At 70.3% G+C, this 24,098-nt stretch carries 23 protein-coding genes; 10 read left to right on the top strand and 13 right to left on the bottom strand.

All coding sequences use genetic code 11. From position 1 onward, the window contains the following. Positions 1–10 precede the first annotated feature (10 nt). Positions 11–1,231 carry a PHB depolymerase family esterase gene (locus ORI60_RS06300; protein WP_266035307.1) on the bottom strand — a complete coding sequence of 407 codons (1,221 nt, stop codon included), beginning with the start codon at positions 1,229–1,231 and terminating at the stop codon, positions 11–13. A 133-nt stretch (positions 1,232–1,364) separates the two neighbouring features. On the opposite strand from ORI60_RS06300, the gene ORI60_RS06295 reads away from it, so the two are divergent. The 4 genes from ORI60_RS06295 to ORI60_RS06280 all read left to right on the top strand — a co-directional run bounded on the left by ORI60_RS06295 (position 1,365) and on the right by ORI60_RS06280 (position 5,657). Next, positions 1,365–2,195 (top strand): PhzF family phenazine biosynthesis protein, encoded by an 831-nt coding sequence (locus ORI60_RS06295; protein ID WP_266035305.1) that lies wholly within the window; start codon positions 1,365–1,367, stop codon positions 2,193–2,195. 79 nt (positions 2,196–2,274) lie between these two features. Then, entirely contained in the window at positions 2,275–3,735 is a 1,461-nt protein-coding gene (locus ORI60_RS06290) for a PP2C family protein-serine/threonine phosphatase (protein ID WP_266035304.1), read from the top strand. Then, positions 3,732–4,757: a cobalamin B12-binding domain-containing protein gene (locus ORI60_RS06285; RefSeq protein ID WP_266035303.1), complete on the top strand. Its 1,026-nt coding sequence runs from the start codon at positions 3,732–3,734 to the stop codon at positions 4,755–4,757. The genes ORI60_RS06290 and ORI60_RS06285 overlap by 4 nt, the downstream gene beginning before the upstream one ends. A gap of 129 nt (positions 4,758–4,886) precedes the next feature. After that, positions 4,887–5,657, top strand: coding sequence for an MHYT domain-containing protein (locus ORI60_RS06280; protein ID WP_266035301.1), 771 nt, complete (start codon positions 4,887–4,889; stop codon positions 5,655–5,657). A 3-nt stretch (positions 5,658–5,660) separates the two neighbouring features. Here ORI60_RS06280 and ORI60_RS06275 read toward each other — a convergent pair whose 3' ends face one another. Together ORI60_RS06275 and ORI60_RS06270 are read right to left on the bottom strand one after the other, a co-directional pair. Further along, positions 5,661–5,918, bottom strand: a complete 258-nt coding sequence (locus ORI60_RS06275; protein WP_266035299.1) for a Smr/MutS family protein — start codon at positions 5,916–5,918, stop codon at positions 5,661–5,663. Further along, positions 5,915–7,111: an MFS transporter gene (locus tag ORI60_RS06270; RefSeq protein WP_266035298.1), complete on the bottom strand. Its 1,197-nt coding sequence runs from the start codon at positions 7,109–7,111 to the stop codon at positions 5,915–5,917. The genes ORI60_RS06275 and ORI60_RS06270 overlap by 4 nt, the downstream gene beginning before the upstream one ends. 72 nt (positions 7,112–7,183) lie before the next feature. Between ORI60_RS06270 and ORI60_RS06265 the strand changes: the two genes are divergently transcribed. Then, positions 7,184–7,624, top strand: coding sequence for a helix-turn-helix domain-containing protein (locus tag ORI60_RS06265; RefSeq protein ID WP_266035297.1), 441 nt, complete (start codon positions 7,184–7,186; stop codon positions 7,622–7,624). Here the strand turns inward: ORI60_RS06265 and ORI60_RS06260 are convergent, their stop codons facing one another. From ORI60_RS06260 to ORI60_RS06250, 3 genes are read right to left on the bottom strand one after another with little or no spacing between them, the layout of a single operon-like run. Next, a complete protein-coding gene (locus tag ORI60_RS06260) occupies positions 7,625–8,293 on the bottom strand; it encodes a DUF1345 domain-containing protein (RefSeq protein WP_266035296.1) in 669 nt (222 codons plus the stop codon). It abuts the gene before it with no gap. Then, on the bottom strand, positions 8,283–8,627 hold the full coding sequence (locus tag ORI60_RS06255) for an STAS domain-containing protein (RefSeq protein ID WP_266035294.1): 345 nt from the start codon (positions 8,625–8,627) through the stop codon (positions 8,283–8,285). The genes ORI60_RS06260 and ORI60_RS06255 overlap by 11 nt, the downstream gene beginning before the upstream one ends. 1 nt (position 8,628) lies before the next feature. Beyond that, entirely contained in the window at positions 8,629–9,246 is a 618-nt protein-coding gene (locus ORI60_RS06250) for a DsbA family oxidoreductase (protein ID WP_266035292.1), read from the bottom strand. Between the two features lie 73 nt (positions 9,247–9,319). On the opposite strand from ORI60_RS06250, the gene ORI60_RS06245 reads away from it, so the two are divergent. Next, entirely contained in the window at positions 9,320–10,333 is a 1,014-nt protein-coding gene (locus tag ORI60_RS06245; RefSeq protein WP_266035290.1) for a GTP-binding protein, read from the top strand. Here the strand turns inward: ORI60_RS06245 and ORI60_RS06240 are convergent. Continuing rightward, positions 10,302–11,453 (bottom strand): glycosyltransferase 87 family protein, encoded by a 1,152-nt coding sequence (locus ORI60_RS06240; RefSeq protein ID WP_266035289.1) that lies wholly within the window; start codon positions 11,451–11,453, stop codon positions 10,302–10,304. The two genes, ORI60_RS06245 and ORI60_RS06240, sit on opposite strands and share 32 nt — an antisense overlap. Before the next feature lie 146 nt (positions 11,454–11,599). On the opposite strand from ORI60_RS06240, the gene ORI60_RS06235 reads away from it, so the two are divergent. Next, on the top strand, positions 11,600–13,933 hold the full coding sequence (locus ORI60_RS06235) for an ATP-binding protein (protein ID WP_266035287.1): 2,334 nt from the start codon (positions 11,600–11,602) through the stop codon (positions 13,931–13,933). Positions 13,934–13,949: 16 nt separating this feature from the next. Here ORI60_RS06235 and ORI60_RS06230 read toward each other — a convergent pair whose 3' ends face one another. Continuing rightward, positions 13,950–14,135: a hypothetical protein gene (locus ORI60_RS06230; RefSeq protein WP_266035285.1), complete on the bottom strand. Its 186-nt coding sequence runs from the start codon at positions 14,133–14,135 to the stop codon at positions 13,950–13,952. Positions 14,136–14,341: 206 nt separating this feature from the next. Here ORI60_RS06230 and ORI60_RS06225 point away from each other — a divergent pair, with 206 nt between their 5' ends. Further along, positions 14,342–15,382, top strand: a complete 1,041-nt coding sequence (locus tag ORI60_RS06225; protein WP_266035284.1) for a DUF1996 domain-containing protein — start codon at positions 14,342–14,344, stop codon at positions 15,380–15,382. Further along, on the top strand, positions 15,382–15,915 hold the full coding sequence (locus tag ORI60_RS06220; RefSeq protein WP_266035282.1) for a DUF305 domain-containing protein: 534 nt from the start codon (positions 15,382–15,384) through the stop codon (positions 15,913–15,915). Before ORI60_RS06225 ends, ORI60_RS06220 begins: the two co-directional genes overlap by 1 nt. A 44-nt stretch (positions 15,916–15,959) precedes the next feature. Here the strand turns inward: ORI60_RS06220 and ORI60_RS06215 are convergent, their stop codons facing one another. The 3 genes from ORI60_RS06215 to ORI60_RS06205 form a co-directional block, all read right to left on the bottom strand. Then, entirely contained in the window at positions 15,960–16,250 is a 291-nt protein-coding gene (locus ORI60_RS06215; RefSeq protein ID WP_266035280.1) for a DUF4342 domain-containing protein, read from the bottom strand. 115 nt (positions 16,251–16,365) lie between these two features. After that, a complete protein-coding gene (locus ORI60_RS06210; protein WP_266035278.1) occupies positions 16,366–17,760 on the bottom strand; it encodes a radical SAM protein in 1,395 nt (464 codons plus the stop codon). After that, complete coding sequence (locus tag ORI60_RS06205; protein WP_266035276.1) at positions 17,760–20,270, bottom strand: glycosyltransferase; 2,511 nt, start codon at positions 20,268–20,270, stop codon at positions 17,760–17,762. The genes ORI60_RS06210 and ORI60_RS06205 overlap by 1 nt, the downstream gene beginning before the upstream one ends. A 324-nt stretch (positions 20,271–20,594) precedes the next feature. Between ORI60_RS06205 and ORI60_RS06200 the strand changes: the two genes are divergently transcribed. After that, positions 20,595–21,905, top strand: a complete 1,311-nt coding sequence (locus ORI60_RS06200) for a hypothetical protein (RefSeq protein WP_266035274.1) — start codon at positions 20,595–20,597, stop codon at positions 21,903–21,905. A 3-nt stretch (positions 21,906–21,908) separates the two neighbouring features. Here ORI60_RS06200 and ORI60_RS06195 read toward each other — a convergent pair whose 3' ends face one another. Both ORI60_RS06195 and ORI60_RS06190 read right to left on the bottom strand, forming a co-directional pair. Continuing rightward, complete coding sequence (locus ORI60_RS06195; protein WP_266035272.1) at positions 21,909–22,814, bottom strand: carbohydrate ABC transporter permease; 906 nt, start codon at positions 22,812–22,814, stop codon at positions 21,909–21,911. After that, positions 22,811–24,094, bottom strand: a complete 1,284-nt coding sequence (locus ORI60_RS06190; RefSeq protein ID WP_266035271.1) for an ABC transporter permease subunit — start codon at positions 24,092–24,094, stop codon at positions 22,811–22,813. Before ORI60_RS06190 ends, ORI60_RS06195 begins: the two co-directional genes overlap by 4 nt. Positions 24,095–24,098: the final 4 nt, after the last annotated feature.

Raw genomic sequence — 24,098 nt, 5'->3', positions numbered from 1 at the left:
GCTCAGCAGGTCAGCACTTCACCCAGTGGTGCGGTGCGGTCTGGCGGACAGTGCTGGTGGTGAAGGTGTTCCACAGCCCGAGCGGCTGGTGGGAGCCCAGCGCGTAGGTCTGACCCAGGTTGGCGTAGGCGCGGCCGGCGACGGTGTGGGCGTAGTTGCTGGCGGTGACGCACTCGGAAGTCGGCGGCGTGGTGGTCGTCGTCGTGGTCGGTGGTGCTCCGGCGCTCAACGCCTTGACCATGTTCACCACGGCGGTCATCTGCGGGCCGGTCTTCAGCGCGTACTGGGGCGACTGGTAACCCCACCAGTCCCAGCAGCCGCGCGGGTTCCCGGTCATCGTGGTGGCCTGCGGGTAGAGCACGATCATGTTGTTGGTGTCGGCGTACTCGTTGAGGTACGCCTTGTCCATCAACGCGTTGCCGATCAGCCCGAAGTACTGGTAGCAGCCGTGGAGCGTCACCATCAGCTTGCACGGCCCCGTCTCGCACGACCGCGGCACGTAGGCGAACCCCTCGCGGCCCATGCTGATCGACGCCGCGTTGCCGCCGGGTGCGTAGGCGTTCTGGTCGAACTGGACGAGCCTGCCGGACAACGCCGAGGCGGCTGCGTTCACGGGACCGGTCAGGTGCGCCAGCATCTCCCCGACCACGTCGGTCCCGCACTTGTTGACGTACGGCGAAGCCGTGGCACCGCAGGCGTTGGGGCCGATCGGGCTGATCCAGGCGTGCCCGGCCGCGGTGGTGTTGTTGTAGGCGACCCGAGCGCCGAAGTCGCGGTAGTAGGTGGCGAGGTCGTCGTTCACCACGCGGGCGACGGTGTCGTCCGCGCTGCCGTGGAACAGCCAGACCGGGTCGCCCGAGAGGTTCTGCGGCGGATCGACGCTGCCCGCCGCCGCCCGGTTCCTGGTCAGCTGCTCCAGCTCGGCGGGCGTCCTGCGGGCTTGGAAGGTGTCCATGCACGCGAGCAGCGCGGTGTTCACGTTGTTCTGCGCGCAGTCGTAGGCCCCGGCGGAGAAGATGCCCGCGCCCTGGAAGACGCTCGAATACGCGACGTGGAGCTGGTTGGCGAGGTAACCGCCGGACGACACGCCGCTGACGTACGTGCCGGTGATGTCGTACTTGGTGAGCGTGCCGGGCTGCGGTGGCGGGACCGCCGCGAGCGAGATCGACAGGGATGCCGCGGCCAGGCCGGTGGCCGCCGCCAGTGCCACGAGCGCGTTCCTCAATCGCATGTGTTCGCCTCCGTCATTGCAGGCAGGACATGTGATCGAGGTTAAGAGCCGGTAACTGGACGGCACCACGTGTGAGGTCACCACCTCGCGCGCTCACCAGACGTCGTCCGTCCCCATTGACTAGCTTTGCCTCATGCGGACGTTCAGCCAGGTCGACGTGTTCACCGACGAGTTCACCAAGGGCAACGCGCTCGCGGTCGTGCACGACGCGGAAGGCCTGACCACCGAGCAGATGGCGGCGTTCGCGAACTGGACGAACCTCGCGGAGACGACGTTCCTGCTCCCTGCGGAGAACCCGGCCGCCGACTACCGGCTGCGCATTTTCACGGTGAGCCGCGAGCTGCCTTTCGCGGGCCATCCGACGCTCGGATCGGCCCATGCGTGGCTGTCCGCCGGGAACACCCCGCGTGACCCGGACCGGCTGGTGCAGGAGTGCGGTGCCGGGCTGGTGGAGGTGCGCCGCGACGGCCCGCGGCTGGCGTTCGCCGCCCCGCCGCTGCTGCGCGGCGGCCCGGTCGAGGACCACGCGGCCCTCGCCGCGGCGCTGGCGATCACGCCGGAGGAGATCGCCGGCGCGCGGTGGGCCGACAACGGGCCGGGCTGGGTCGCCGTGCTGCTGCACTCCGCCGCGGCCGTGCTGGCACTGCAGCCCGACTACCAGCGGTTCGGCGAGTTCACGGGCATCGGGGTGGTCGGGCCGCACCCCGACGGGGGCGAGGCGGCGTTCGAGGTCCGGGCGTTCATCAACGAGGGGGGCCGGTTCGAGGAGGACCCGGTGACGGGCAGCCTCAACGCCTCGATCGCGCAGTGGCTCATCCCGGCGGGGATCGCCCAGCAGCGCTACGTCGCGGCCCAGGGAACCGCGCTCGGCCGCCGTGGCCGGGTGCACCTCTCCCAGGACGGCGAGCAGATCTGGGTGGGCGGGAACTCCGTGACCGGCATCACCGGCAGGGTGATCTTGTGATCGTCCTTTGAGGACCAATACCCCCTCCTGAGCGTTTCAAACGTTGTTCTTGATCGGCTTTCGATGAGACAATTGGAACGTGGTCACGGTTTCCAGCTGGTTGCGTGCGCCGTGCCCCGCGCTAGTCGTCGACGCCGTCGGTGCGGTGCACGGCATGAACGACGCCGCCAAATCACTTCTCCCCGAAAAGGTCCTGCCGTCGCAATGGCGGCATGGCGAGTCCGTGCACATCGCGGAACGCACCTACACCACCCACCGGGTCGACAACGAGGACGATTCGGTCACCTGGTGGCTGCTCGACGAGACGGACCTGCTGCTGGAACGCGAGCGGGCCGCGCTGCTCACACGGGTGTCCAGCGCCCTGATGACCTCGCTCAACCCCGAGCGCTGCATGACCGTCGTGGCCGAGATGGCCGCCGATCACCTCGCGGACGAGGTCCTGGTGATCGCGCCGCGGTCGGGCGACGGGCACCCCGTCACGCGTTGCCGCCGCGGTGAGTCGCCGACGTACGAACTGCGGCACGTCGACGTGGATGCCGTGATCGGGCTCAGCGAGGCGCTGCGCGGGTTCCCGCCGGTGCCGTCGCGGTGGATCGACCCGGCCGCCGCGCCGGAGTGGCTGGCCGGCGACGTGGCGTCCATCGTCGTGACGCCCCTGCCCGGGCACGGTGTGCCCGCGGGCGCGTTGATCCTCATGCGCCGCGGCGGGCAGTTCAGCGAGGACGAGGAGGCGTTCGCCCGGCTGTTCGCCTCGCGGGCGGGGGTGGCGATCTCGGCGGCGAGCCTGTTCACCCAGCAGGCCGTGATCACCGACCGGCTGACCCGCGACCTGCTGCCGCCCACGCTGCGCCGGTACGAGCACGTCGAACTGGCCGGCCGCTACCGCGCGGCGGCCGACACCGAACGTGTCGGAGGCGACTTCTACGACGTGCACGAACTGCCGGACGACGAGCTGTTCGTCGTGCTCGGCGACGTCTGCGGCAAGGGCCTCGACGCGGCGGCCCAGACCGGCAAGGTCCGCACGGCCGTGCACGCGCTGCTGCAGGTCGTCACCGACCACGACAAGATGCTGCACGCCCTCAACCAGGCGCTTCTCACGACGGACAGGTCCCGCTTCATCACCACCGTCGTCGGCACCGTGCGTCCGGCTGGCGAGGGTCTGCGCGTGACGCTGACCTCGGGCGGGCATCTGCCGCCGCTGGTCGTGCGGGCGAACGGAGTGGTCGAGGCTGCCAGGACGAAGGGCACGCTCGTCGGCATCCTGCCGCGGATCATGACGTCGACCGACGAGGTGGTGCTGGCACCCGGTGACTCGTGCCTGCTCTACACCGACGGCATCACCGAGGCGCACGGCGGCCCCCTGGGTGACGAGGAGTTCGGCGAGGACCGCCTGCGCCGCGCCCTGGCGGCCTGCGGTGGCATGCCGGCCGAGGCGCTGGTCGAGCACGTGCACATGCTCGCCGCGCAGTGGGTCGGCCAGGGCGAGCACGACGACATGGCGGTTCTTTCGATCACCGCGCCGCGCAGGAGGTCTTCGTGAGCACGGTGACGACCACGGTCGACTCCCTCTGGGAGGCCGCGTTCGCCGGCGACGAGCACCGCGCCACCGACGTGGTGCTCGACGCCGCCGGCGAGCTCGGCGCCGAGACGGTGCTGCTCGACGTGATCGGCGCGGTGCAGCACCGGGTCGGCCGGGAGTGGGCCGCGAACCGGATCAGCGTGGCGCAGGAGCACGCGATCACCGCCATCAACGACCGCGCGGTCACCGCGCTGTCGATCACCCGCCCCCGGCGGCAGCCGGAACACGGGCGCGTGCTGGTGGCGTGCGTGGACGGCGAGTGGCACGCGCTGCCCGCGCGGTTGCTCGCGGAGGTCCTGTCGTTGCGCGGTTTCGCCATCGACTACCTGGGTGCGCAGGTGCCCACGCCGCACCTCATCACCTACCTGCACCGCACGGGCCCGGACGTGGTCGCGCTGTCGAGCTCGATCGCCACCCGGCTGCCGGTGGCGCACTCCACGATGACGGCGTGCCAGGCGACCGGCGTACCGGTGATGGTGGGCGGCGCGGCGTTCGGCGCGGACGGTGCGTACGCCCGGAAGTTCGGCGCGAACGCCTGGGCCGCCGACGCCCGGTCCGCGGCGGACATGCTGCTGTCCCGGACGCTGACGGCGCCGGGCACGCCCCACCAGCCCGTCGACGACCTGCCGCACCTGGCGGACCAGGAGTACACGCTGGTGTCCCGCAGCGCCCGCGACCTGGTGCGGTCGGTGTACCGCGGGCTCGAGGAACGCGTGCCCGCCATGCGGTCCTACAGCGACGAACAGCGGCAGCACACGGCCGAGGACCTGGCGCACATCGTCGACTACCTCGCGACCGCGCTCTACGTCGACGACGACGCGTTGTTCCACGACTTCCTCTCGTGGACCGGCGCCGTGCTCAACGCCCGCGGGGTGCCGGCGCAGGTGCTGGAACCCGCGCTGGAACTGTTCGCCGCACAGCTGCGCGACTTCCCGCGCGCACGGCGAATGCTCACCCAGCAAGCCACATCGCTGTCCGCGTAGACGCACAGTAGTCCTTTGTGGACGGATTTGGTGCACGGCGCGTACTCGGCTGATCGCCCTTCGTGTTAGTGGATTTCATTGTCCACAACAGCCTTGTGTCCATAGATTTGAAATGTTTTCATCTCGCGCATGGACATGGGGACCTTCACGCCGCTCGCCGCCTACGCCGTGGCGTTCCTCGGCTCCGTACTGGGTCTCCTGTCCGCGGAACGAGCACGACACGCGAGTAGGACGACGCGCAACTGGTGGATCGGCGTCGCCGCGGTCTCGATCGGCGGGCTCGGCATCTGGGGCATGCACTTCACCGCGATGCTCGGCACCTGGATGGGCGCGAACGTCGCCTACGACATCCCCATCACGTTGCTGAGCATGATCGTCGCCATCGTGGTGGTCGCCGCCGGCCTGTTCCTGGTGCGCCGCTACGGCATCAACGGCGACACGCGCTTCTGGCCGCTCGCGGCGGGCGGGCTCGTCACCGGTCTCGGCGTCGCCGCGATGCACTACACCGGCATGTCCGCGATCGTGATCAACGCCGACGTCAGCTACAACCCCGTCCTCGTGGCGCTGTCGATCGTGATCGCCGTCGTCGCCTCGACCGTCGCGCTGTGGTTCACGCGGAAGGTCAGCGGCCTGGTCGCCGTCGTCGGCGCCGCCCTGGTGATGGGCGTCGCCGTCACGGGCATGCACTACACCGGCATGTACGCGATGAGCATGGCGCACGACCACAGCGCGTCGATCGTCGTCGGCAACTCGCAGGAGCTGATCACGTCGCTGATCATCGGCGGGGCCGGCGTCAGCGTGATCATCATCTTCCTGCTCGCCCTCACCTCGTCCGACGAGGAGAGCCGCGAGGAGGCCGAGCTGCTCGACCGCGTCATGCGGCGCACCAGCCAGGGCTGAGCCTCACCTGAGGTGCACCAGCACCATCCCGTCGTTGCCGGGCGCGACCTCCACCCGCCGGTATAGCTTCTTCACGTGCGGCTGCTTCAGCATCGCGAGCACCCGGCCCTTGAGCTTGCCGGACCCCTTGCCCGTGATGATCTCCACCAGCGGCACCTTCAGCCCGGCCGCGCGGAACAGCGCGGTGCGGACGGCCTGGGCGATGTCCTGGTCGCTGCGGAAGATCGGGTGCAGGTCGACGGTCAGCTTCTCCAGGCTCACCCCACGCATTCTGCCTGAGCCGCGCGGGGCATCAGCGCGAGTCCCGCCAGCGCGCCGCCCGCGGTGACCACGCAGGCGACCACCACGGCGGCCGACAGCGACACCGCCTGCGCGAGCAGCGGTCCCGCCAGCGCGCCGATCAACGTCGCCAGCGCCTCCGCCGTCAGGAACACCGCGCTGATCCGGCCGAGAACCTCGTTCGGGACAGCCCTCTGCAACGCCGTTTGCGGTGTCACCAGCGTCATCGAGCCGAACATGCCGATCGCCACACCGGCGGGCACCGCGACGACCAGCGAGGTCGAGCTGAAGAGCACGAAGAACGCCGCGGCGGTCGCCAGCTGGGTCGCCGCGAGCAGAAAACTCGGCCGCACCCGGTCGACCAGCCCGCGGATCGCCACCGCGCCGAGCAGGAACCCGATGCCGAGCGCGGACACCACGAGCCCGATCTGTTCGCTGCCACCGAGTTGCCGGATGCCGAACGGCACGAGCAACGCGCTGAGCGAGGCGTTCGCCGCGAGGAACACCGCTGTCAGCGGCAACAGCGCCATCGCGATCGGCAAGCGGCGCACCGCCTGCCAGCCACCGGCGAGGTCGGCCGGCGCCCGCTTCCCCACCGCCTGCGCCGCGGTGCGCCCGGTCATCGCGATCACGGCCGCCGAGACGAGGTAGCTCGCGACGTCGATCCAGATGAGCGCGGGGAAGCCGGCGAAGGTCAGGACCACCGCGCCCAGTGGTGGCGCGACCAGGCGGACCGTGCCGTCGACGGCGGCGTTCAGAGAGTTCGCGCTGCTCAGGCCGCTGCCGGTGCCGACGACGGCGGGGATGTGCGCCTGTGCGGCCGGGCGGAACAGCACGGCGCCGGTGCTCTCGGCGATCAGCGCGGCGTAGAGCAGCCAGAGCGAGTGTCCGGCTGTCGCGCACAACATCAGCGCGACCGCGGCGGCGCGGAACAGGTCCGCGGTGATCATCACCCGCCTGCGGTCCCATCGGTCGGCCACCACGCCCGCGAACGGGCCGAGCAGCAGCGGTGGCAGGTACTCGGCGACCAGCGTGAGCCCGGTCGCGAGCAGGGATCCGGTCAGTGCGTGGACGTGGGCCGGGATCGCGATCACCAGCAGCCACGAGCCGAGCAGGCTCACCGTTCGTCCGGTCCACAGCAGCCGGAAATCGCGCACCTTCAGCGCTTCGAGCACCGCCCACCCCCAGGTAGTATTCTTGACAGAATAGAACTGCCCTAGAAGTGTTCTGTCAAGATAGGAGTGGCCGTGCCGAACGAGCCCATCGGGGCGAGACTGCGCGCGCTGCGGCAGGCGTCGGGCCGCACCGTCGCCTCGGTCGCCGCCGACGCCGGGCTGTCCGTGCCCTACATCGCGAACCTGGAGAACGGCAGGGGGAACCCGACCACGAACGCGTTGGGCAGGCTCGCCTCCGCGCTCGGCACCGAGCTGTCGATCGAGTTCTCGTCAGGCCCGCCGGTGACGACCGGGCCGACGCCCCAGAGCGTGGTGAAGTTGAGCAGGAGCAAGCGTTTCCGGGCGACCGCCGCCGCTCTCGCCGAGAGGTCGGGGCAGGATTCGCAGGACGTGGCGGCGCGGCTGATCAGCGCGTGCGTCCTGCTCACGGAGGCGCTCGGGCACGAGGCGAGCGAGCACGACTGGTGGCGGGTGCTCGACGCGCTGGTGCTCATCGCGGAGCACCCGGCGTGATCACTGGCTGCTGATGCTCGCGACCAGGTTGATCGTCGTGGCCAGCACACCGGTACCGAACAGGTACGACAGCAGGGCGTGCTTCAGCGCCGTGCGGCGCATTTCGCGGCCGGACAGGCTCGTGTCGGACACCTGGAACGTCATGCCGATGCTGAACGCGACGTAGGCGAAGTCGCCGTAGTCCGGCGGCTCGGGCTGGTTGAAGTCGATGCCGCCGTCGGCGCCGTAGTAGTAGAGACGGGCGTAGCGCAGCGTGAAGATCGTGTGCACCACAGTCCACGACAGCAGCACGGACACCACGCCCAGCCCAACGCGCAGCAGTTCGGACGCGCCGGTCGTGTGTGCCGCACGGGCCAGTACGAAACCCACGGACACCAGGCTCGCCAACGCCGCCACGATCAGCACGACCTCGGCCACGCGCCGGGTGGGGTCGTTGCGGACGGCGTGCTGGGCGGTCTTCTCGGCGTCCATCGGCCAGATCACCAGCCACGCCCGCACGAGGTACACCAGGGTCGCGACGTCCCAGCCGACCAGCAGGCCGAACTCGCCCTGGCCGGCCAGGGTGACGGCGACGCCGCAGACGAGGCCCGCCGCGATCGCCACCACGACCTTGGTGCGGTCCAGCACGAAGCCGTCCGGTACCGGACGGGCCGGCAGGTCAGCCGGCACGCAGCGCCGCGTCCACGTCGAGGTACAGGTCGAGGGTCTCGTTCAGCGTGGTGGCCCGCAATGCGCGCAGCACGCTGCCCCGCGGCGACACCAGGCGCAACGGGACGCCTCGGTCCTCGCCGCGCAGGTGGTACTCCACGAGCACCGAGAGGCCTGCGGACGCGAAGAACTCGACCGCGCTGAGGTCCAGCACGACGGGCACTCCCGCGCCGAACGCCTCGGAGAGCTTGTCCCGCAACAGTTCCGCGGAGTAGGAGTCGACCTCGCCCTCGGCGCGCAGCACCACCGCGCCGGGGAGGTTCTCGGACTCGACCTTCAACGGCGTCTCTTCCACCTCACGCCTCCCAAGCCTGCGTCAACGCCCGCCCGAACAGTTCGGCCGGCTGGGCACCGGCCACCGCGAGACGTCCGGCGACGACCACGAACGGGACGCCGGAGACACCGATCTCACGAGCGCGCTGCTCGTCGGCGCGCACCTCGTCGGCGTACATCGCGGGGTCTTCCAGAACGGTCTTCACATCGGCGGCGTCGAGCCCGGCCTCGGTCGCGATCTCGGTCAGCGACTCGGGCGTGAACAGCGACCGCGCCTGCCCGAAGTTGGCGTGCAGCACGGCGTCGAGGACCTGCGGCTGGACACCGCGCTCCCCCGCCAGGTGCAGCAGCCGGTGCACGTCGAACGTGTTGCCGACCTCGCGGTCCAGCCGGTACTCGAGCCCCTCGTCGCGCGCGAGCTGGGCGACGGAGTCCTCCATCTCGGCGGCGCGCGGCCCGAACTTGGCGGCGAGCATGGCCTGCACGGACTCGACGCCCTCCTTGTGCGGGTCCAGCTCGAACGCGCGGTGCACCACGGTGACCTCGGCGCGGTGCTCGAACCCGGCCAGCGCCTTCTCGAAGCGCGCCTTGCCTATGTAGCACCACGGACAGATGACGTCAGCCCAGAACTCGACCTGCATCGTTCGATCATGTCACGCCCGCGCCACCCCGTCCGTTCAGAAACGATAATCGTTGTCATGTAGAGTGCGGGGCATGGCAGCACGGGTCGTATTGGTAGCCGGGTTCACCCACCACGACGTGGCCGACGAGCTCTGGCGCGCATCACCGGAATCGTCGCTGGTCAGGCACGACCTGAGCAGCCTGGCCGACGGGGTGGTGCGGCGCTGGGCCGACGGCCGGCTCACGGTGCTGGAGCTCGCGCACGGGTGCGTCTCGTGCACGTTGCGACTGGATCTCGTCCCCCTGCTCGAAGGCCTGGACGGCCGGGTGATCGTGCAGCTCGACCCGATGCTCGAACCGGAGGCCGTCTGCTTCGCGCTGAGCGGGACCGAGGTGGAGGTCGAGGCCGTGGTGACAGTGATCGACACCACCACCTGGCTCGACGACGCGACCGGCACCGACTCGCTCGCCGACCGCGGCATGCGCGCGGCCGAGGGCGACGAGCGGACCGTCGCGCAGGTCGTGGTGGGGCAGGCGGAGTTCGCGGACGCACTGGTGCTGACCGGGCCGGGCGACCCGGTGCTCACCGCCGTGCTGGACCGGCTCACGCCCGGCGCGCCACGCCGTCAGCTGGACGGGCTCGACGTCGTCGACCTGCTGGCGGCGATCCCCGCCGGCGCGCGCCGGGGCGAGATCGACGACGGGTTCGGCTCGCTGCTGTTCGGACGGCCGTCGCTGGAGCCCGCGCACGGCGTGTCCGTCGTCCACTTCACCGACCACCGCCCGTTCCACCCCATGCGGTTGCACGACTGCATCGACGTGCTGCTCGACGGCGTGGTGCGCGTGCGCGGCCGGGTGTGGGTGGCGAGCCAGCCCGACGCGGCGCTGTGGCTGGAGTCCGCGGGCGGCGGGTTGCGCGTGGGCAACCTGGGGCCGTGGGAGGGCGAGCGCGACCAGGAGCTCGTCGTGATCACCAGGTTCGCCGACACCGCCGAGATCACCGCGGCGCTGCGGTCGGCCCTGGTCACCGACGAGGAGCTCGCGCTCGTCAGCGAACTCGACTTCGCGGACCCGTTCACGGACTGGCACGAGGAGATGGAGCTCTGACGCGCACTCCCTGCCCGTGCCGGCGTTCCACCGGCCTGAAAGCCAGCACTACCAACGCGATGACCGTCAGCCACACGTAGGTGTCGAATCCGTGCAGCCGGGTCACGAACACCAGGAACACGGCGGCGAACGCGGGCCAGGCGTTGCCGCGCAGGGCGAGGAACACCAGCACCGGCACGCACCACACCCAGTGGTGCAGCCAGGAGACCGGTGACGCCAGCAGCCCGGCACCCGCGATGACGAACAGGGCGACGAGATCGTCGCGGGTCCGCCGGGCCACGAGCACCGCGATCGCGACGACTGCTGCGGCGAGCACCGCCCACAGCAGCGTCTCGACGCCGGGGGCGAAGCCGAAGCCGCGCAGAACGCCCCGGATCGACTGGTTGGTCGACAGCGACATGTCGCCGATGCGGTCCGGGTTCAGCAGCGAGTGCAGCCAGTACTGCAGCGAATCCCTTGGCGCGACGAGGAATCCCGCGACCGCCAGGCCCGCGGACGTGGCCGTCGTCGTGATCGCCGCCCGCCAGTCGCGCCTGACGACGAAGTAGAGCACGAAGATCGCGGGCGTCAGCTTGATCGCCGCGGCGACGCCGATCAGCACGCCCCGCCAGCGCACGTCCTTCACCAGCACCACGTCGACCACGACCAGCACCAGCAGGTACAGGTTGATCTGGCCGTAGCCGTAGGTCGTCCACACCGGGTCCAGCGCCAGCGCGCCGATCGCCGCGAGCAGCCCGGCCGTCCACCTGAGATCGGGACGGACCTCGCCCGCGACGGCGACGCAGACCGCGGTGAGCGCGACGAAGCCGGACGCGACCACCAGCGGGGTCAGCAGCGCGCCCGGCACGAAGCTCAGGCCGCTGAACAGCACCGCCGCGATCGGCGGATAGGTGAAGGGCAGCTGGGGGTCGAGCGGCGGACCGGTGAACCCGACGTACAGGGACCGGCCCTCCAGCCAGGCGAGGCCGCCGAGCCGGTACACGTCCAGATCGATCGGGTAGTGACCGGACCACGTCACCAGCAGCCACGCCAGGGCGGCGAGCCAGAGCGCGGCGGCCAGCCGGGAAACAAATCTCCGCGGAACCAGAACGGATTTCCGCGTCGGGGAAGCGGTTGACACCTATTCGAAATTAGCGACGGCCGATGTCGTTCACCTTGTTGAACAACCGGCAGTTCCACCAGCAGAAGTGCTCTCGCCAGCAACGACGAACGTGCCCGGACGTCTGTGCGGAGGGACAATGCGCAGTGACGAAGAGGGGGTGCGCAGTGAGCACATCAGCGTTCGGGGACTTTCTCCGCTTTTACCGATCGCGTGTTCCGCTGACGCAGGAAGAACTCGCGGAACGGACGGGCCTGAGCACGCGGGCGATCAGCGACATGGAACGCGGCCGCACGCTCAGCCCGCAGTTCCGCACCGTGCAGCTGCTCGTCGGCGGGCTCGGGCTGAGCGACGAGGAGGCGGCGGAGTTCACGGCGCTCGCCCGCGCCAGCCGGGTCGCCGCGGTGCGGGAACGGCCGGACGCGCCCTTCGCCGTGGCGTCCTCCTCGCTGCCTCCGCTGCTCGTCGAGCTCACCGGCAGGGAGGCCGAGAAGGAGGTCCTGGACGGGTTCGCCGCGGACGCCGCGTCGTCGTCCCGGCTGCAGATCGCGGTGGTCCACGGCTCACCCGGCGCGGGCAAGACCGCGCTGGCCGTGGACGCGGGCCATCGGCTGGGCGCGCGGTTCCCGGACGGCTGCGTGTTCCTCGACCTGCGCGGCACCGACGCAGAACCGCTGACACCGGCGAAGGCCGCGCACCGGCTGCTGCGTTCGTTCGGTGTGGACGAACGGCAGATCCCCTCCGACCCCGAGGACAGGCTGTCGCTGTACCGGTCGCAGCTGCGCGACAGGACGGTGCTGCTGGTGCTCGACAACGCGGCGAACGAGGCGCAGGTGCGTCCGTTGCTGGCGTCCAGTCCCGGCACCCTCGTGCTGCTGACCAGCCGCCGCACCCTGACCGGCCTCGACGTCCGGCACCGCCTCGCCCTGGCGTTGCTGCCGCTGGACCGTTCCGTCGAGCTGCTGCGGGCCGTGACGGGCCCGGAACGGCTCGACGCCGAACCCGAGGCGGCCGAGCGGGTCGCGCAGCTGTGCGGTGGCACGCCGCTGGCGTTGCTGATCGCGGGCAACCGCCTCACGAGCAGACCGCAGTGGACGATCAGCCACTTCGCCGGGCAGCTCGAGGACGAGGGCCGCCGCCTGTCCGTGCTGCGGGCGGGCGACCTGCAGGTGCGGGCGGCGTTCGAGATCTCCTACGACCAGCTCAGCGAGGGCGCCGCCACGCTGTTCCGCAGGCTCGCCCTCCTGCCGAGTCCGGACACGAGCGCGGCCCTGGCCGGCGTCCTCGTCGACGACGCCGAGGAGGCGCTGGACGAACTGGCCGAAGCGGGCCTGCTCGGCATCAGCGACACACCCGGCCGCTACACCCGCCACGACCTGCTGCACGTCTTCGCCGCCGAACGCCTGGAGCTGGACGACGACCCGGCCGCCGCACTCGAAGCGCGCACGCGTTTGCGCCACTGGCTCCTCGACACCGCGACCAGGGCCGCGCTGTTCTTCGACCACGACGTGCCGGCCGAGCGGTCGGGTCCGGTGCGCGACAGGGAGTCCGCGTCCCGGTGGCTCGAACTCGAGCTCGACAGCTGGCGCACCGCGGTGAAAGCGGGGGTGGACGCCGGCGAGCACGACCGCGTTCTGGCACTCGCCCGCGCGATGCACTGGTACTCGGACCTGCACGGTGTCGGCGAGCTGTGGCGGGAGGTCTTCGCCGCCGGAGCTCACGCGGCCCGGATGCTGGGCAGCGCCAAGGACACCGCGGAGCAGCTGAACTACCTGTCGTGGGCGCTCTACGCGTTGTGCGGCCAGCCGCACGAGGCACTGTCCGTGCACGAGGAGGCCGCGGCGGTACAGGTCGACGACACCCTCACCGAGGCGTGGACCTCCTACTACGGCTCGGCGATCCGGCGGCGGGTCGGCGAACCGGACGCGGCGGTGCGGCTGGGCCGCCGCGCCGTCGGCCTGTTCGAGCAGGCGGGCTACCGGATCGGCGAGAACCTCGCGCTCTCCCTGCTCGGCGTCATGCTGCACACCACCGGTGACCTCGCCGAAGCCGTCGAGGTGCAGCAGCGCAGCGTGGACCGGCACCGCGAGGCCGGTGGCGACGACGAACTGCTGTCGATGCTGCTGATCCGGCTGGCGACGACCCTCGCGGCCGCGGGCCAGGTGATCGCCGCGATGGACCTGCTCGACGAGGCGGAGTCGTTGTTCCGCAAGCACTCCAGCACCGCCGGGATCGCCCGCGTGCAGCACAACCGCGGGCTGGTGCTGATGGACGCGGGCCGGTTCGGCGAGGCGCAGGAGCAGCTGCTGGCAGCCCTCGGCGAGGCGCGGCTGTCCGACCACCGGGTCGAGATCATGGCCCGGCTCGCCGAGCTCGCCGACGCCGCGGGGGACGCGGCGCAGGCCCGCGAACACCGGGTGCGGGCGCTGGCGGAGTGCGACCGCTACGACACACCGGCGGTGCGCGTCACGGCGGCGAAGCTGGTGGCCGCGCTGGGATGACGCCGCCCGGGCCGGGTCATCGCCTCTTCGGCCAGGGGATCAGCAGCATGACGCCGGCCGCGGCGCACAGCAGCCCGATGGTCGTCCAGAGCTGCTGCCCCGTCATGAAGCTGCCCTTGAGGTAGCCGAGCCCCTGCGCCGTCCACACCCCGCCGAGCACGAGCAGCACGACGCCGATTCCGACCACCAGTTTTCTGCTCATGGCGGCGCAGCCTACCGGCGGTGTTCTCGCTGGTCCTCCCGTCGGTCGCAGAGCGTGCTCCGCGCACGCCGAGAAAATCGGCGAAGTTTTCGTTATCGCCGGACGGGCCGGACATCTCCTGGTCAGAGGATCCCTGGACCGGCTGGTGAGCTGAACACCGGGCCGGAGTCCTCGTCTCCCTGTGCCAGCTGCCCGAAAGGATCTCCATGCCTCACGTCCCCAGTTCACGGTTGCGGCGGCGCGTGTGGATCGCCGCCCTCGCCGTGGCGGGCGTCGCGGCGTCCGCGGTGACCGCGAACGCGATGTTCTTCACCCCGCCCGCACCTCCCAGGGCGAGCCAGACGTCCTCGCCCGCGGCCGCGGCCCCGGTGATCGCGGACACCACGACGCCACCGCCGGCCGGCACGAGCACGACCACGCAGGCGGCCGAGACGACGAAGGCCGCCGTGGTCGCTCCACCGAAGCCCCAGGAGCCGATCCCGCCGAACGCGGTGCGCGTCGCGGAGTTCGTCGCCGAGTGCCCGTTCACGCACAGGCTTCCGGACGACCCGATCGTCATGCCGAACCTCCCCGGCGCCTCGCACATGCACAGCTTCTTCGGCAACGCCTCCACGAACGCCCGCTCGGACGTCACGAGCCTGAGCAAGGCGACCAGCACGTGCAGCCCGAAGGTCGACCTGTCGTCGTACTGGGTGCCGACGCTGCTGGTCGACGGTCAGCCGGTCGAGCCGACCGGCACGACGTTCTACTACCTCGGCGAGGGCGTGCGCGACGACGTGACCGCGCGGATCCAGCCTCTGCCGTACGGGCTGCGCATCGTGGCGGGCAACGCCAAGGCGACCGCTCCGGACAACACCACGATGTCGCGCTGGTCGTGCCTGCACGCCGGTCACGTCGGCGCGTCCAAGGACTTCGTGAACTGCCCGGCGGGCACGATGATCGAGTCCTACCTGGACTTCCCGCAGTGCTGGAACGGCAAGGACCTCGACTCCGCGGACCACAAGAGCCACATGTCCTACCCGGTCGCGGGCGACTGCCCGGCGACGCACCCCGTGCCCGTGCCGAAGCTGCGCCAGGTGCTGCGGTACCCCGCGAGCGGTGACCCGGCGCGCTTCAAGCTGTCGTCCGGTCCCGGGTTCACCATGCACGGTGACTTCTTCAACGTCTGGCCCGAGGCCGAGATGGCGCAGCGCGTGCGCGACTGCATCAACCGGATCGTCAAGTGCGGACCGGACGGCCGCCCGTAGTGCGAGCCCTCCTCCTCATCGCGGCCGTCCTGGTGGCGACGGGATGCGGAGCACCGGCCGGCGACTCCCCGCCGGCCAGCGCTCCGCCGGCCGGCCTCAGCGCCACGGACCTCGCGTTCGTGGATCTGGTGATCCCCCAGAACGAGTCCACGCTCGCCGCGCTCGATCTCACGGCGAGCCGGCCCGGTTCCGCGCTGCGCCCCGTGGCCGCCCGGCTGCAGGACCTCTACCGCGCCGAACTGGCGCAGGTGCGCGAGCTGCTCGCGCAGACCGGCAGGCAGGAGAGCGACCAGCACGACGGGCACGACATGCCCGGCATGATCACGGCCGCCGAACTCGCCGCCGTCGGGTACGCCGAGGGCGCCGCGTTCGACCGGCAGCTGACGGCGTTGCTGCGCACCCAGTTCGAGGAGGCCCGCACCGTCGCCCGCGCGGAGTTGTCGTCGGGCACGAGCAAACCGGTCGTGGAGCTGAGCGCACGCATCGACAGCACGCGCGCGGAGTTCCTCACGCTGCTGGAAGACGCTTCGTGAGCGCGGTGCCGTCACCACTCGGGTGACGGCACCGAACCCGCTCGCTAGACCTGCTCGCCCTCGGCCGTCGTCGTGGGCTGAGCGGCGGGCTCCTGGCGGTTCTCCAGCTTGATCCCGCACTTGCCCACCAGCGCGAGACCGGCTCCGATGGTCGTGGCCACCGGAGCGGCGAACGCCGCGACCAGCCCGAGAGCGACCGGCACCTCGAGCACCACGTCGTCCTTGCTGTCACGCACGACAACGCGACGGTTGATGCCCTCGCTGACCAGCCCGCGCACGGCGTCGACCATCGAGTCGACGGCGTTGCGGGCGGACTCGGACGTGGATTCGCTCATGACTCTCCTAGAAACGCGGATCTCCTTGACGACTCCAGCCTGCCCGCGGCCGGAGGTCCTGCCATCAGGGTTTCCCCTGATCCCTGCCTGATGTGACCCTCGGAGGTCCCGGTGGTCAGAGCTCGGTGTTGATGATGGCCTCCACGAGCACCTCTCCGTCCTCGGTCAGCGAGACTCCCCCGGCGTCGACGGAGACGAGGCCGCGTTCGGCGAGAGAAGCGAACTTCTCCCGCCACGGGCTGTTGTGCAGCGAGGTGCCGTACCGGGCGCGGTGCAGGTCCTCGCGGACCGGCTGCAACGTCGACAGCGCCATCTTGATGGCACGGGCCTCCTGCGCGGCCGCGTCGAACCCGGTGGCGGAGCCGAGCGGCACCCGGCCCGCCTCGACGGCCTGGGCGTAGCTCTTCCAGTTCACGTCGGTGATCGCCTCGGAGGCGCGGCAGCTGGAACTGCCGCCGAGACCGATCGCGACCTCGGCCTCCTGCTTGTCCTGGTCCACCATGATGGACTTCCACTTCTCCGGGCCGAGGCCGTCGCGGGCGAAGTACATCGTGGGGTGCTCGGTGTAGCCGGCGGCGCGCAGGCCGTCGGTCAGCACCTCGCGCATCCGGTACTGCTCCTGCAACGCCGGCCAGAAGTGCCCGTCGCGCACCAGCTTCTCGCGGTACTGCGGCAGCTGCCACGGCGCGGGCTGCTCCCCCGCCACCCCGGTCCTGGTCTCGGCGTAGGACTTCAGGTGCAGCTTGGTGCACACCACGGCGGTGACCTCGTTCTCCAGCACCACGTCGAGGTCGCGCCTGACGCTGTCGACGGTCTGGTCCAGCAGGCCGTACATCAGGTCGATGCTGATCCACTCGAAGCCCGCGGCCTGGGCGTTGCGCACGAAGTCGACGCACATCTGCGCGCTGTGCTCACGGCCGCACTCGCGCAGCACGTCGTCGTCGAACGACTGCACGCCGCTGGAGAGCTTGGTGCAGCCCAGTTCCCGCAGGGTCTCGAGCTTCGCCGGGGTGAACGTGCTCGGGTCGCCCTCGAACCGGATCGTCGTCTCCTCGGTGAACCCGAAGTTCTCGCGGTAGAAGCCGAGGAGCCGGCGGATGTCCTTCTCCGGCAGCAACGACGGCGTGCCGCCGAAGACGTTGAACTCGCCGACCGGGGCGTGCGCGAGCTCCGGCACCCGTCGCAGCCAGAGCTCGGCCTCCCTGATGTTCCAGTCCACCCACTGCGACAGCTTCTCCTCGTTGCGCCCGCCTTTGACGAGCACGACCGGGTACTGGCAGAAGCGGCACTTGTAGGCGCACGTGGGGATGTAGGACCAGAGGTGGATCGGCGCCGTGCCGGTGAGCTGGCCGCTCAGGTCGGCGAGGAAGTCGTCGACGCCGTACCCCTCGACGTTGCCGGGGAACACGTGCGCTCCGAACGGGTCCTCGGTGACGTAGTCGAGCAGGTGCGCGTTGGCGGGGTCCTGCAGCGCCGCCCACACCCTCGGCTCGGTCAGAACGCTGTCCATCAGAACACGCCTCCATTGCCGAAGTAGTTGTGCGCCTCCCCCGACTCGCGGTCCTCGCAGTAGTACTTCACGAACTCCGCGAACCGGTCCTCCGGCACCGCGTCGAAGCACTCCGGCAGCGGCGGCGGGTAGCCGATGTCCTCGCCGACCGCAGCGCGCAGCCGGGCGAAGATCTCGTCCCGGAACTCGAGGTAGAGCCGGTAGGACGGCGTCTTGTAGGAGTGGATGGGGAGGAAGTCGACGACGCTCATCTCGGCCTTGATCTCCGCGATGCGCGTGGCGAGCCTGGCCGCCAGGTCCTCGCCGAAGAACGCGACCACGGCGTCCTCGTCCAGGAAGGACGGTGTCAGCAGGACCGGGAGGACGGTGTTCTTCGGGGTGAAGTCCTTGATCGAGAACTCCCAGGCCTGCGCGGCCTCGGCCTCTGTGAGGTCGGCGGTCTTCGCCGGCGCCTCCGGCCGGATGTCCCGCATGACGATGATGCCGTCGTTGCCGTAGGCGCGGCCGGAGATGACCTCGTCGATCGCGTGGTTGACGCGCCGCGGGTTGATCTCGACCCGCGACTTCGGGGCGTAGGCGATGTCGTGACCGGAACCCGCGACCTTGATGCCGAAGTCCCAGTCGTCGGACAGGTGGTTGACGAACCTGCCGTCCTGCAACTGGTAGAAGATCTCGATGCCGCCGACGTCCTCGTAGGCCTCGCGCTCGACCGCGAAGCCCTTGCCGTCGGGAAACCCGCCGAACAACGCGAACGTCACCGCGCGGCACCGCAGCGTGCGCTGGATGGCGTCCCAGAGTCTCGGCCTGCCGGCGAAGTGCTCGGCGTTGTAGTAGTAGTCGCACACCCCGATCGCGGCCTTGTCCTTGTCCATCACCGCGAGGAGCTCGACGAGCCAGCGGCGGTCGACCCGGCAGTCCGCGTCGGCCGACACGAGGTAGAAGCGCTCGCCGGGGTCCTTGCGGTTGCGGCTGCGGCGCACCGCGAACTCCATGCCGGCTCTGCGCGCGCACGCCACGCCCTGCTCGCGTTCGCTGATCACGTGGATGGCGACCGGCGAGTCCTCGGCGAACCGGCGGGCGATCTCGACCGTGTCGTCCGTGGAGTTGTTGTCCACCAGCACGATCTCGTAGGTGGCGGGGTCGACGTCCTCCTGGTCGCGCAGGGACCGCAGCACGGTCTCGATGTTCGCCGCCTCGTCGAACACCGGCAGCACCACGCTCGCCCGGGCGCGCGGCCCCATCGCGGGCGGGAACAACGTGGTCACCAGGCCGGTCGCGGCCTCGCGGGTGTGCGTGCCGAGTTTGCTGTTGTGCGCCACCACTTCCGCCCGCCTCTCCGCGTTCGTCATGAGCTCGTGGACCTGCCGGGCGAACTCCGGCGTCGGCAGGTCGTGCTCCAGGATGTCGAGCACCGGCGCCCGGTAGCCCGCGTACACCGTGTCGTACAGGGCGTAGCGGCTCGCGATGTACGGCACACCGGCCGCGATCGCCTCGCCGACGGGGTTGCCGAAACTCTCGTAGTCGTAGGACGTCAGGAACGACACGACATCGGCGTGCGCGAGCAGGTCGCGCACCGAGAACCCCGGCCCCGCCGACTCGCACGGTTCCAGGACGCCACCGAAGACGACCGGCACCCCGAGCTCTGCCGCGAGCGCACGGAGCTTCCTGGTCTCGGCCGGGTCCTCCTCGGTGTCGCCGGCGACGAACAGGCAGGTGCCCGGCAGCTGGGCCGCCAGGTGCAGGTCGCGGTCGATGCGCTTCTGCGGGATGATCCTCGTGGACCTGGCGATGATCCTCGTGCCCGGCGTGATGCCGTGGTGCCGGAGGAAGTCGGGCCTGCCGGGGCGGTCCGGCGCCGTGAAGGTGTTCGGCAGCAGGTCGAGGTTGCGCAGCTGCGGCATCCACTCCAGCGTGCGCCGTCTCGCCTCCTCGTGCAGCGCGAAGTAGTGGATGTGCGGCGAGTTGACCATCGGAGGCGTTGCGGGATAGGGAAAGGTGCCGTACTTGGCCGGCTCGCTCTGCCACATCAGGTCGTGGTCGCGCCACAGCACGTAGCGGCCGAGGTCGTGCGCGGCGCCGTACCGGGCGATCGCGAGGTAGAGCGCCTTCGTGTAGGCGACGTTCTCCGGCAACGTGCCGTTCTCGACCATCACCAGCTCGACACCGCGGTCTTCCCAGGTGCGCACGATCGCATCGGCAAGGGCCTCGGTAACGCGATCCGTGTCCGGCACCTCGTCGCGGCGCACAGATTCCAATGTCGCCGCCACGAATTCGCGGTCATACCCGGCAATGCGCGCGATGCCGTCGACGCGGTCGAGTTCCACCCAGTCCGGCACGCGTTCGTACCGGTAATCCTGGAAGAATCTGCCCTTGTCGGCCTTGATGTCGTAGCCGAGGTCGAGATGAACGCGATAGCCCTGGTCAGCGAAGGTTCTGGCGGTCTTGAGAAACTCGACCACCACGCCGGACATGGCCGTGGCATCGAACGAGACACCCCAAAGAGCCGGCATAGGCTGCTCCGTTTCGAGTGATTCACTCTCACTCGAACCTAGCATGAAAGCGCTCTCCCGCCAGATCGCGTCTCAATCGGCTCCGAATCGGGCAAAGCTTGCGCGGCAAGGCATATCGCTCACCAAGAGAGCCACCCCCTCACCGACGACTTCCAGCACCGTCCATTGAGGACTCCAGTGTCGGCCGGCGCCGTCGAAGGCGGTGAACGGCCGGTCCGCGAGGTCGGCGGATCAGGCCCTGACCAGCACCCTCGTCTGGCACAATCCGCGACTCAGCGCCGCGGCGAGCAGCGCCGGACGACCAGGGGGACTTCCACCATGCACGTGCGAACACGAAGAGCCGCGCTCGGTCTCCTGCTGACCGCGGGCCTGATCGCACCGGCGTACGCGCCGGCGGCCGCCGCCGACCTGCCGACCAGCATCGGCGTCGGGGACAACCCGATCGCGGTCGAGATCAGCCCCGACGGAACCCGCGCGTACGTCACCAACGCCGCCGACCGCACGGTGTCGGTCATCAGCACCGCGACCCGGACGGTCACCGCCACCGTCACCGTCGGCACGCAGCCGGAGGGCATCGCCTTCAGCCCGGACAGCCGCACCGCCTACGTCGCGAACGCCGGTGACCACAACACCGACTGGGGCTCGGTCTCGGTGATCGACACCACGACCAGCACGGTGGCCAGGACCGTGTCGGTCCATCCGCTGAAGTCGCCGAGGGCCGTCGTCGTGGCGCCGGACGGCGGCAAGGCGTACGCCGTCGGGTCCGACCACCTGGCGGTGATCGACACGGCGACCGGAGTCGCCCACCCGGTTCACGTCGGCGGCAACGCGACCGACGTGCAGATCACCCCGGACGGTTCCCGCCTCTACGTCGCGGACTTCTACAACAAGCGCGTAGTGGTGGTGAGCACGGCGACCGAGAGCGTGATCGCCACCGTGCCGCTGCCCACCGCGCCCAACAACATCGCCATCACGCCGAACGGCACCCGCGCGTACGTCACCAGCTACTCGAGCGACAAGGTCTACCTGATCACCACCGCGGACAACCAGGTCAGCGCCACCGTGGACGTGCCAGGAGGCCCTCTGGGCGTGGCGGCCGCGCCGAACGGCGGCCAGATCTACCTCACCGGGCACCAGGCGCACACCCTCATGACGTTGAGCGTGAACACCAACACGATCATCCAGACCAGGTCTGGCGGCTGGTACCCGCGGTCCGTGGCCATCACGCCGAACGGCTTCGAGGCCTACGCGCTCCAGGCCCACTACGTCTCGGTCGCCGACATCTCCGGCGTGAACGAGCCCGGTCCCGACCGGCTGGTGCGCGGCGAGAGCCTCACCGCGTACCAGTCCAGGACCTCGCCGGACGGCAAGTACCGGCTGCTCATGCAGGCCGACGGCAACCTGGTGCTCTACGTCGCGGCGACCAACCAGGCGCTGTGGGCCACCCACACCCACGGCTCCGGCGCCACCCGCGTGACCCTGCAGCACGACGGCAACCTCGTCCTGTACGCCCCGAACAACGTGCCGAAGTGGGCCACCCACACCTGGGGCACCGCGGCCGACCGGCTGCTCGTGCAGAACGACTCCGGCCTCGCGCTGCACGGCCCCGGAGGCACCCGCTTCTGGTCGCGCTAGCGGCTACTTCGTCGATCCGGCCAGCACGCCCTGCACGAAGTACTTCTGGAACACCAGGAACACGCCGAGCGGCACGACCATCGACAGGAACGCTCCCGTCGAGAGCATGTCGATGTTCGTGCCGAACTGGCGCAGCTGGGCCCGCAGCGCCACGGTGATCGGCGCCGAGTCCTGGTCCGCGAACACCAGAGCCACCAGGAGGTCGTTCCACACCCAGAGGAACTGGAAGATCGTCAGCGAGGCGATCGCCGGCTTGGCCACCGGCAGGACCACCCGCTTGAAGATCACCCACTCCGTGGCGCCGTCCATCCGCGCGGCCTCGATGAGGTCGCGCGGGATGCCGGTGAAGAAGTTGCGCAGCAGGAAGATGGCGAACGGCAGCCCGAACGCGACGTGGAACAGCACGACGCCGGTGATCGTGCCGAACAGCCCCAGCGCGCCGAACAGCTTCGCCACCGGGATCAGCGCGACCTGGATCGGCATGACCAGCAACCCGACCACGACCACGGTCAGCGTCTCTCGGCCGGGGAACTCGATCCACGCCAGCGCGTACGAGGCGAGCGACGCCATCACGACGACCAGGACCGTGGCGGGGACGGCGATGTAGAAGGTGTTCAGGAACGACTGCCACACCGCCTGGTTCGCGACGAGCTCGGCGTAGTTGGCCAGCGTCAGCTCGGCGGGCTTGGTGAACACCGTCCACCAGCCGTCCGCGGTGTTGGCCGACTCGTCGCGCAGCGACGCGATCAGCAGGCCGAACACCGGCACCATCCAGAACACCGCCACCAGGGCGAGCACCACCTGCACGGCACCGTTGCCGAGCCGGGCGACGAGCCGCGTCAGCACGCCCCGCCTCGGCGCACCGGACACCGGCACGTCGATGCGGACCTCTTCGGCCACCAGGGTCATGACCGCTCCCGTCGGAATCGGCGGATGTTGAACAGCATGGCCGGGGCCACCAGCAGGAACAGGATCACCGCGAGCGCGCTGCCCGCCCCCTGGTCGCCGCCCGTGCCGAAGGACACCTGCCACATCTGCAGGGCCAGCACGTTGGCCTCGGACTGCACCGAGCCCGGCGCGATGACGAACACCAGCTCGAAGATCTTCAGCACGTTGATCACGAGTGTCACGAACACCACCAGCAGCACCGGGGACAGCAGCGGGATGGTGACGCGCCGGAACACCTGCCACTCGGTCGCGCCGTCGACCCTCGCGGCCTCCAGCGCGTCCCGCGGGATCGCCGAGAGGCCCGCCGCGATGAACGTGATCGCGAACCCGGTCATGATCCAGATCCAGGACGAGATGATCACCGGGGTGATCAGCGACGCCCCGAGCCAGGTGAGGCCGCGGAACGGCAGCGTGAAGTTCTCCGCGGGCAGCCGCACCGTCACGTCGCCCGCGCCGAGGTCGGGGAACGTGAACCTGCCGTCGTCACCGGTCGTCGTGCGGGCGACGACCTGGCCGTCCCGCACCGCCTCCACCGCGACGCCGGGCAGGCCGCGCTCGGTCGGGTCGACCGCGCCGGCCTTGCCGCCGACCGACACGTCGAGCCACAGCACGCCGCGCAGTTCGCCGGTGCCCGCGGTCGGCGGTGAGGCCCCCAGCGCCTGCGGGGGCACGTCCTGCGGCGGGTACCCGATGAGCGGCAACGAGATCGTGTCGCCCGCCCGCGACGGCCTGATCGAGGCGAAGCCCGCTTCCGTGGCGGCGTACCCGTCACGGGGACGCGCGCCGGGGTACCGCGACGCGGGGCTGAACATGTCGTGCACGCCGACGACGACCGCGTTCACGACGCCCTGGTTCGGCGCCTCGTCGTACACGAGCCGGAAGATGATGCCGGAGGCGAACAGCGAGATCGCCATCGGCATGAACAGCACCAGCCGGAACGCGGTGGCCCACCTGATGCGCTCGGTCAGCACCGCGAGGATCAGACCGATGCCGGTGACGGCCGCCGGGGCGACCACCACCCAGATGACGTTGTTGCGGAACGCGGTCAGCGTCCGCGGGTCGGTGAAGGTGTCGACGTAGTTGCGCAGGCCGACGAACTCGTCCCCGCGCGCGTCGAAGAAGCTGCGGATCAGCGAGAACACCAGCGGGTAGAGCACCAGCGCCGCGAGCAGGACCAGCGCGGGGAGCAGGAACGGGATCGCCTGCCGGGGCGAGCGCCCCGGCGCGGCGTCCACGTTCACGCGA

It is taken from the genome of Lentzea sp. NEAU-D7 (genome assembly GCF_026242055.1).
Classification (GTDB): Bacteria; Actinomycetota; Actinomycetes; order Mycobacteriales; family Pseudonocardiaceae; genus Lentzea.
The sequence above is the reverse complement of the archived record's forward strand: the minus strand, read 5'-3'. Positions and strand labels throughout refer to the sequence as shown.

Coding starts and splice junctions, on each gene's coding strand:
- ORI60_RS06245 (WP_266035290.1), top strand. CDS start 9,320: ATGGCAGCACGGGTCGTATTGGTAGCCGGGTTCACCCACCACGACGTG.
- ORI60_RS06195 (WP_266035272.1), bottom strand. CDS start 22,814: ATGACCCTGGTGGCCGAAGAGGTCCGCATCGACGTGCCGGTGTCCGGT.
- ORI60_RS06295 (WP_266035305.1), top strand. CDS start 1,365: ATGCGGACGTTCAGCCAGGTCGACGTGTTCACCGACGAGTTCACCAAG.
- ORI60_RS06280 (WP_266035301.1), top strand. CDS start 4,887: ATGGACATGGGGACCTTCACGCCGCTCGCCGCCTACGCCGTGGCGTTC.
- ORI60_RS06205 (WP_266035276.1), bottom strand. CDS start 20,270: ATGCCGGCTCTTTGGGGTGTCTCGTTCGATGCCACGGCCATGTCCGGC.
- ORI60_RS06230 (WP_266035285.1), bottom strand. CDS start 14,135: ATGAGCAGAAAACTGGTGGTCGGAATCGGCGTCGTGCTGCTCGTGCTC.
- ORI60_RS06215 (WP_266035280.1), bottom strand. CDS start 16,250: ATGAGCGAATCCACGTCCGAGTCCGCCCGCAACGCCGTCGACTCGATG.
- ORI60_RS06225 (WP_266035284.1), top strand. CDS start 14,342: ATGCCTCACGTCCCCAGTTCACGGTTGCGGCGGCGCGTGTGGATCGCC.
- ORI60_RS06300 (WP_266035307.1), bottom strand. CDS start 1,231: ATGCGATTGAGGAACGCGCTCGTGGCACTGGCGGCGGCCACCGGCCTG.
- ORI60_RS06210 (WP_266035278.1), bottom strand. CDS start 17,760: ATGGACAGCGTTCTGACCGAGCCGAGGGTGTGGGCGGCGCTGCAGGAC.
- ORI60_RS06250 (WP_266035292.1), bottom strand. CDS start 9,246: ATGCAGGTCGAGTTCTGGGCTGACGTCATCTGTCCGTGGTGCTACATA.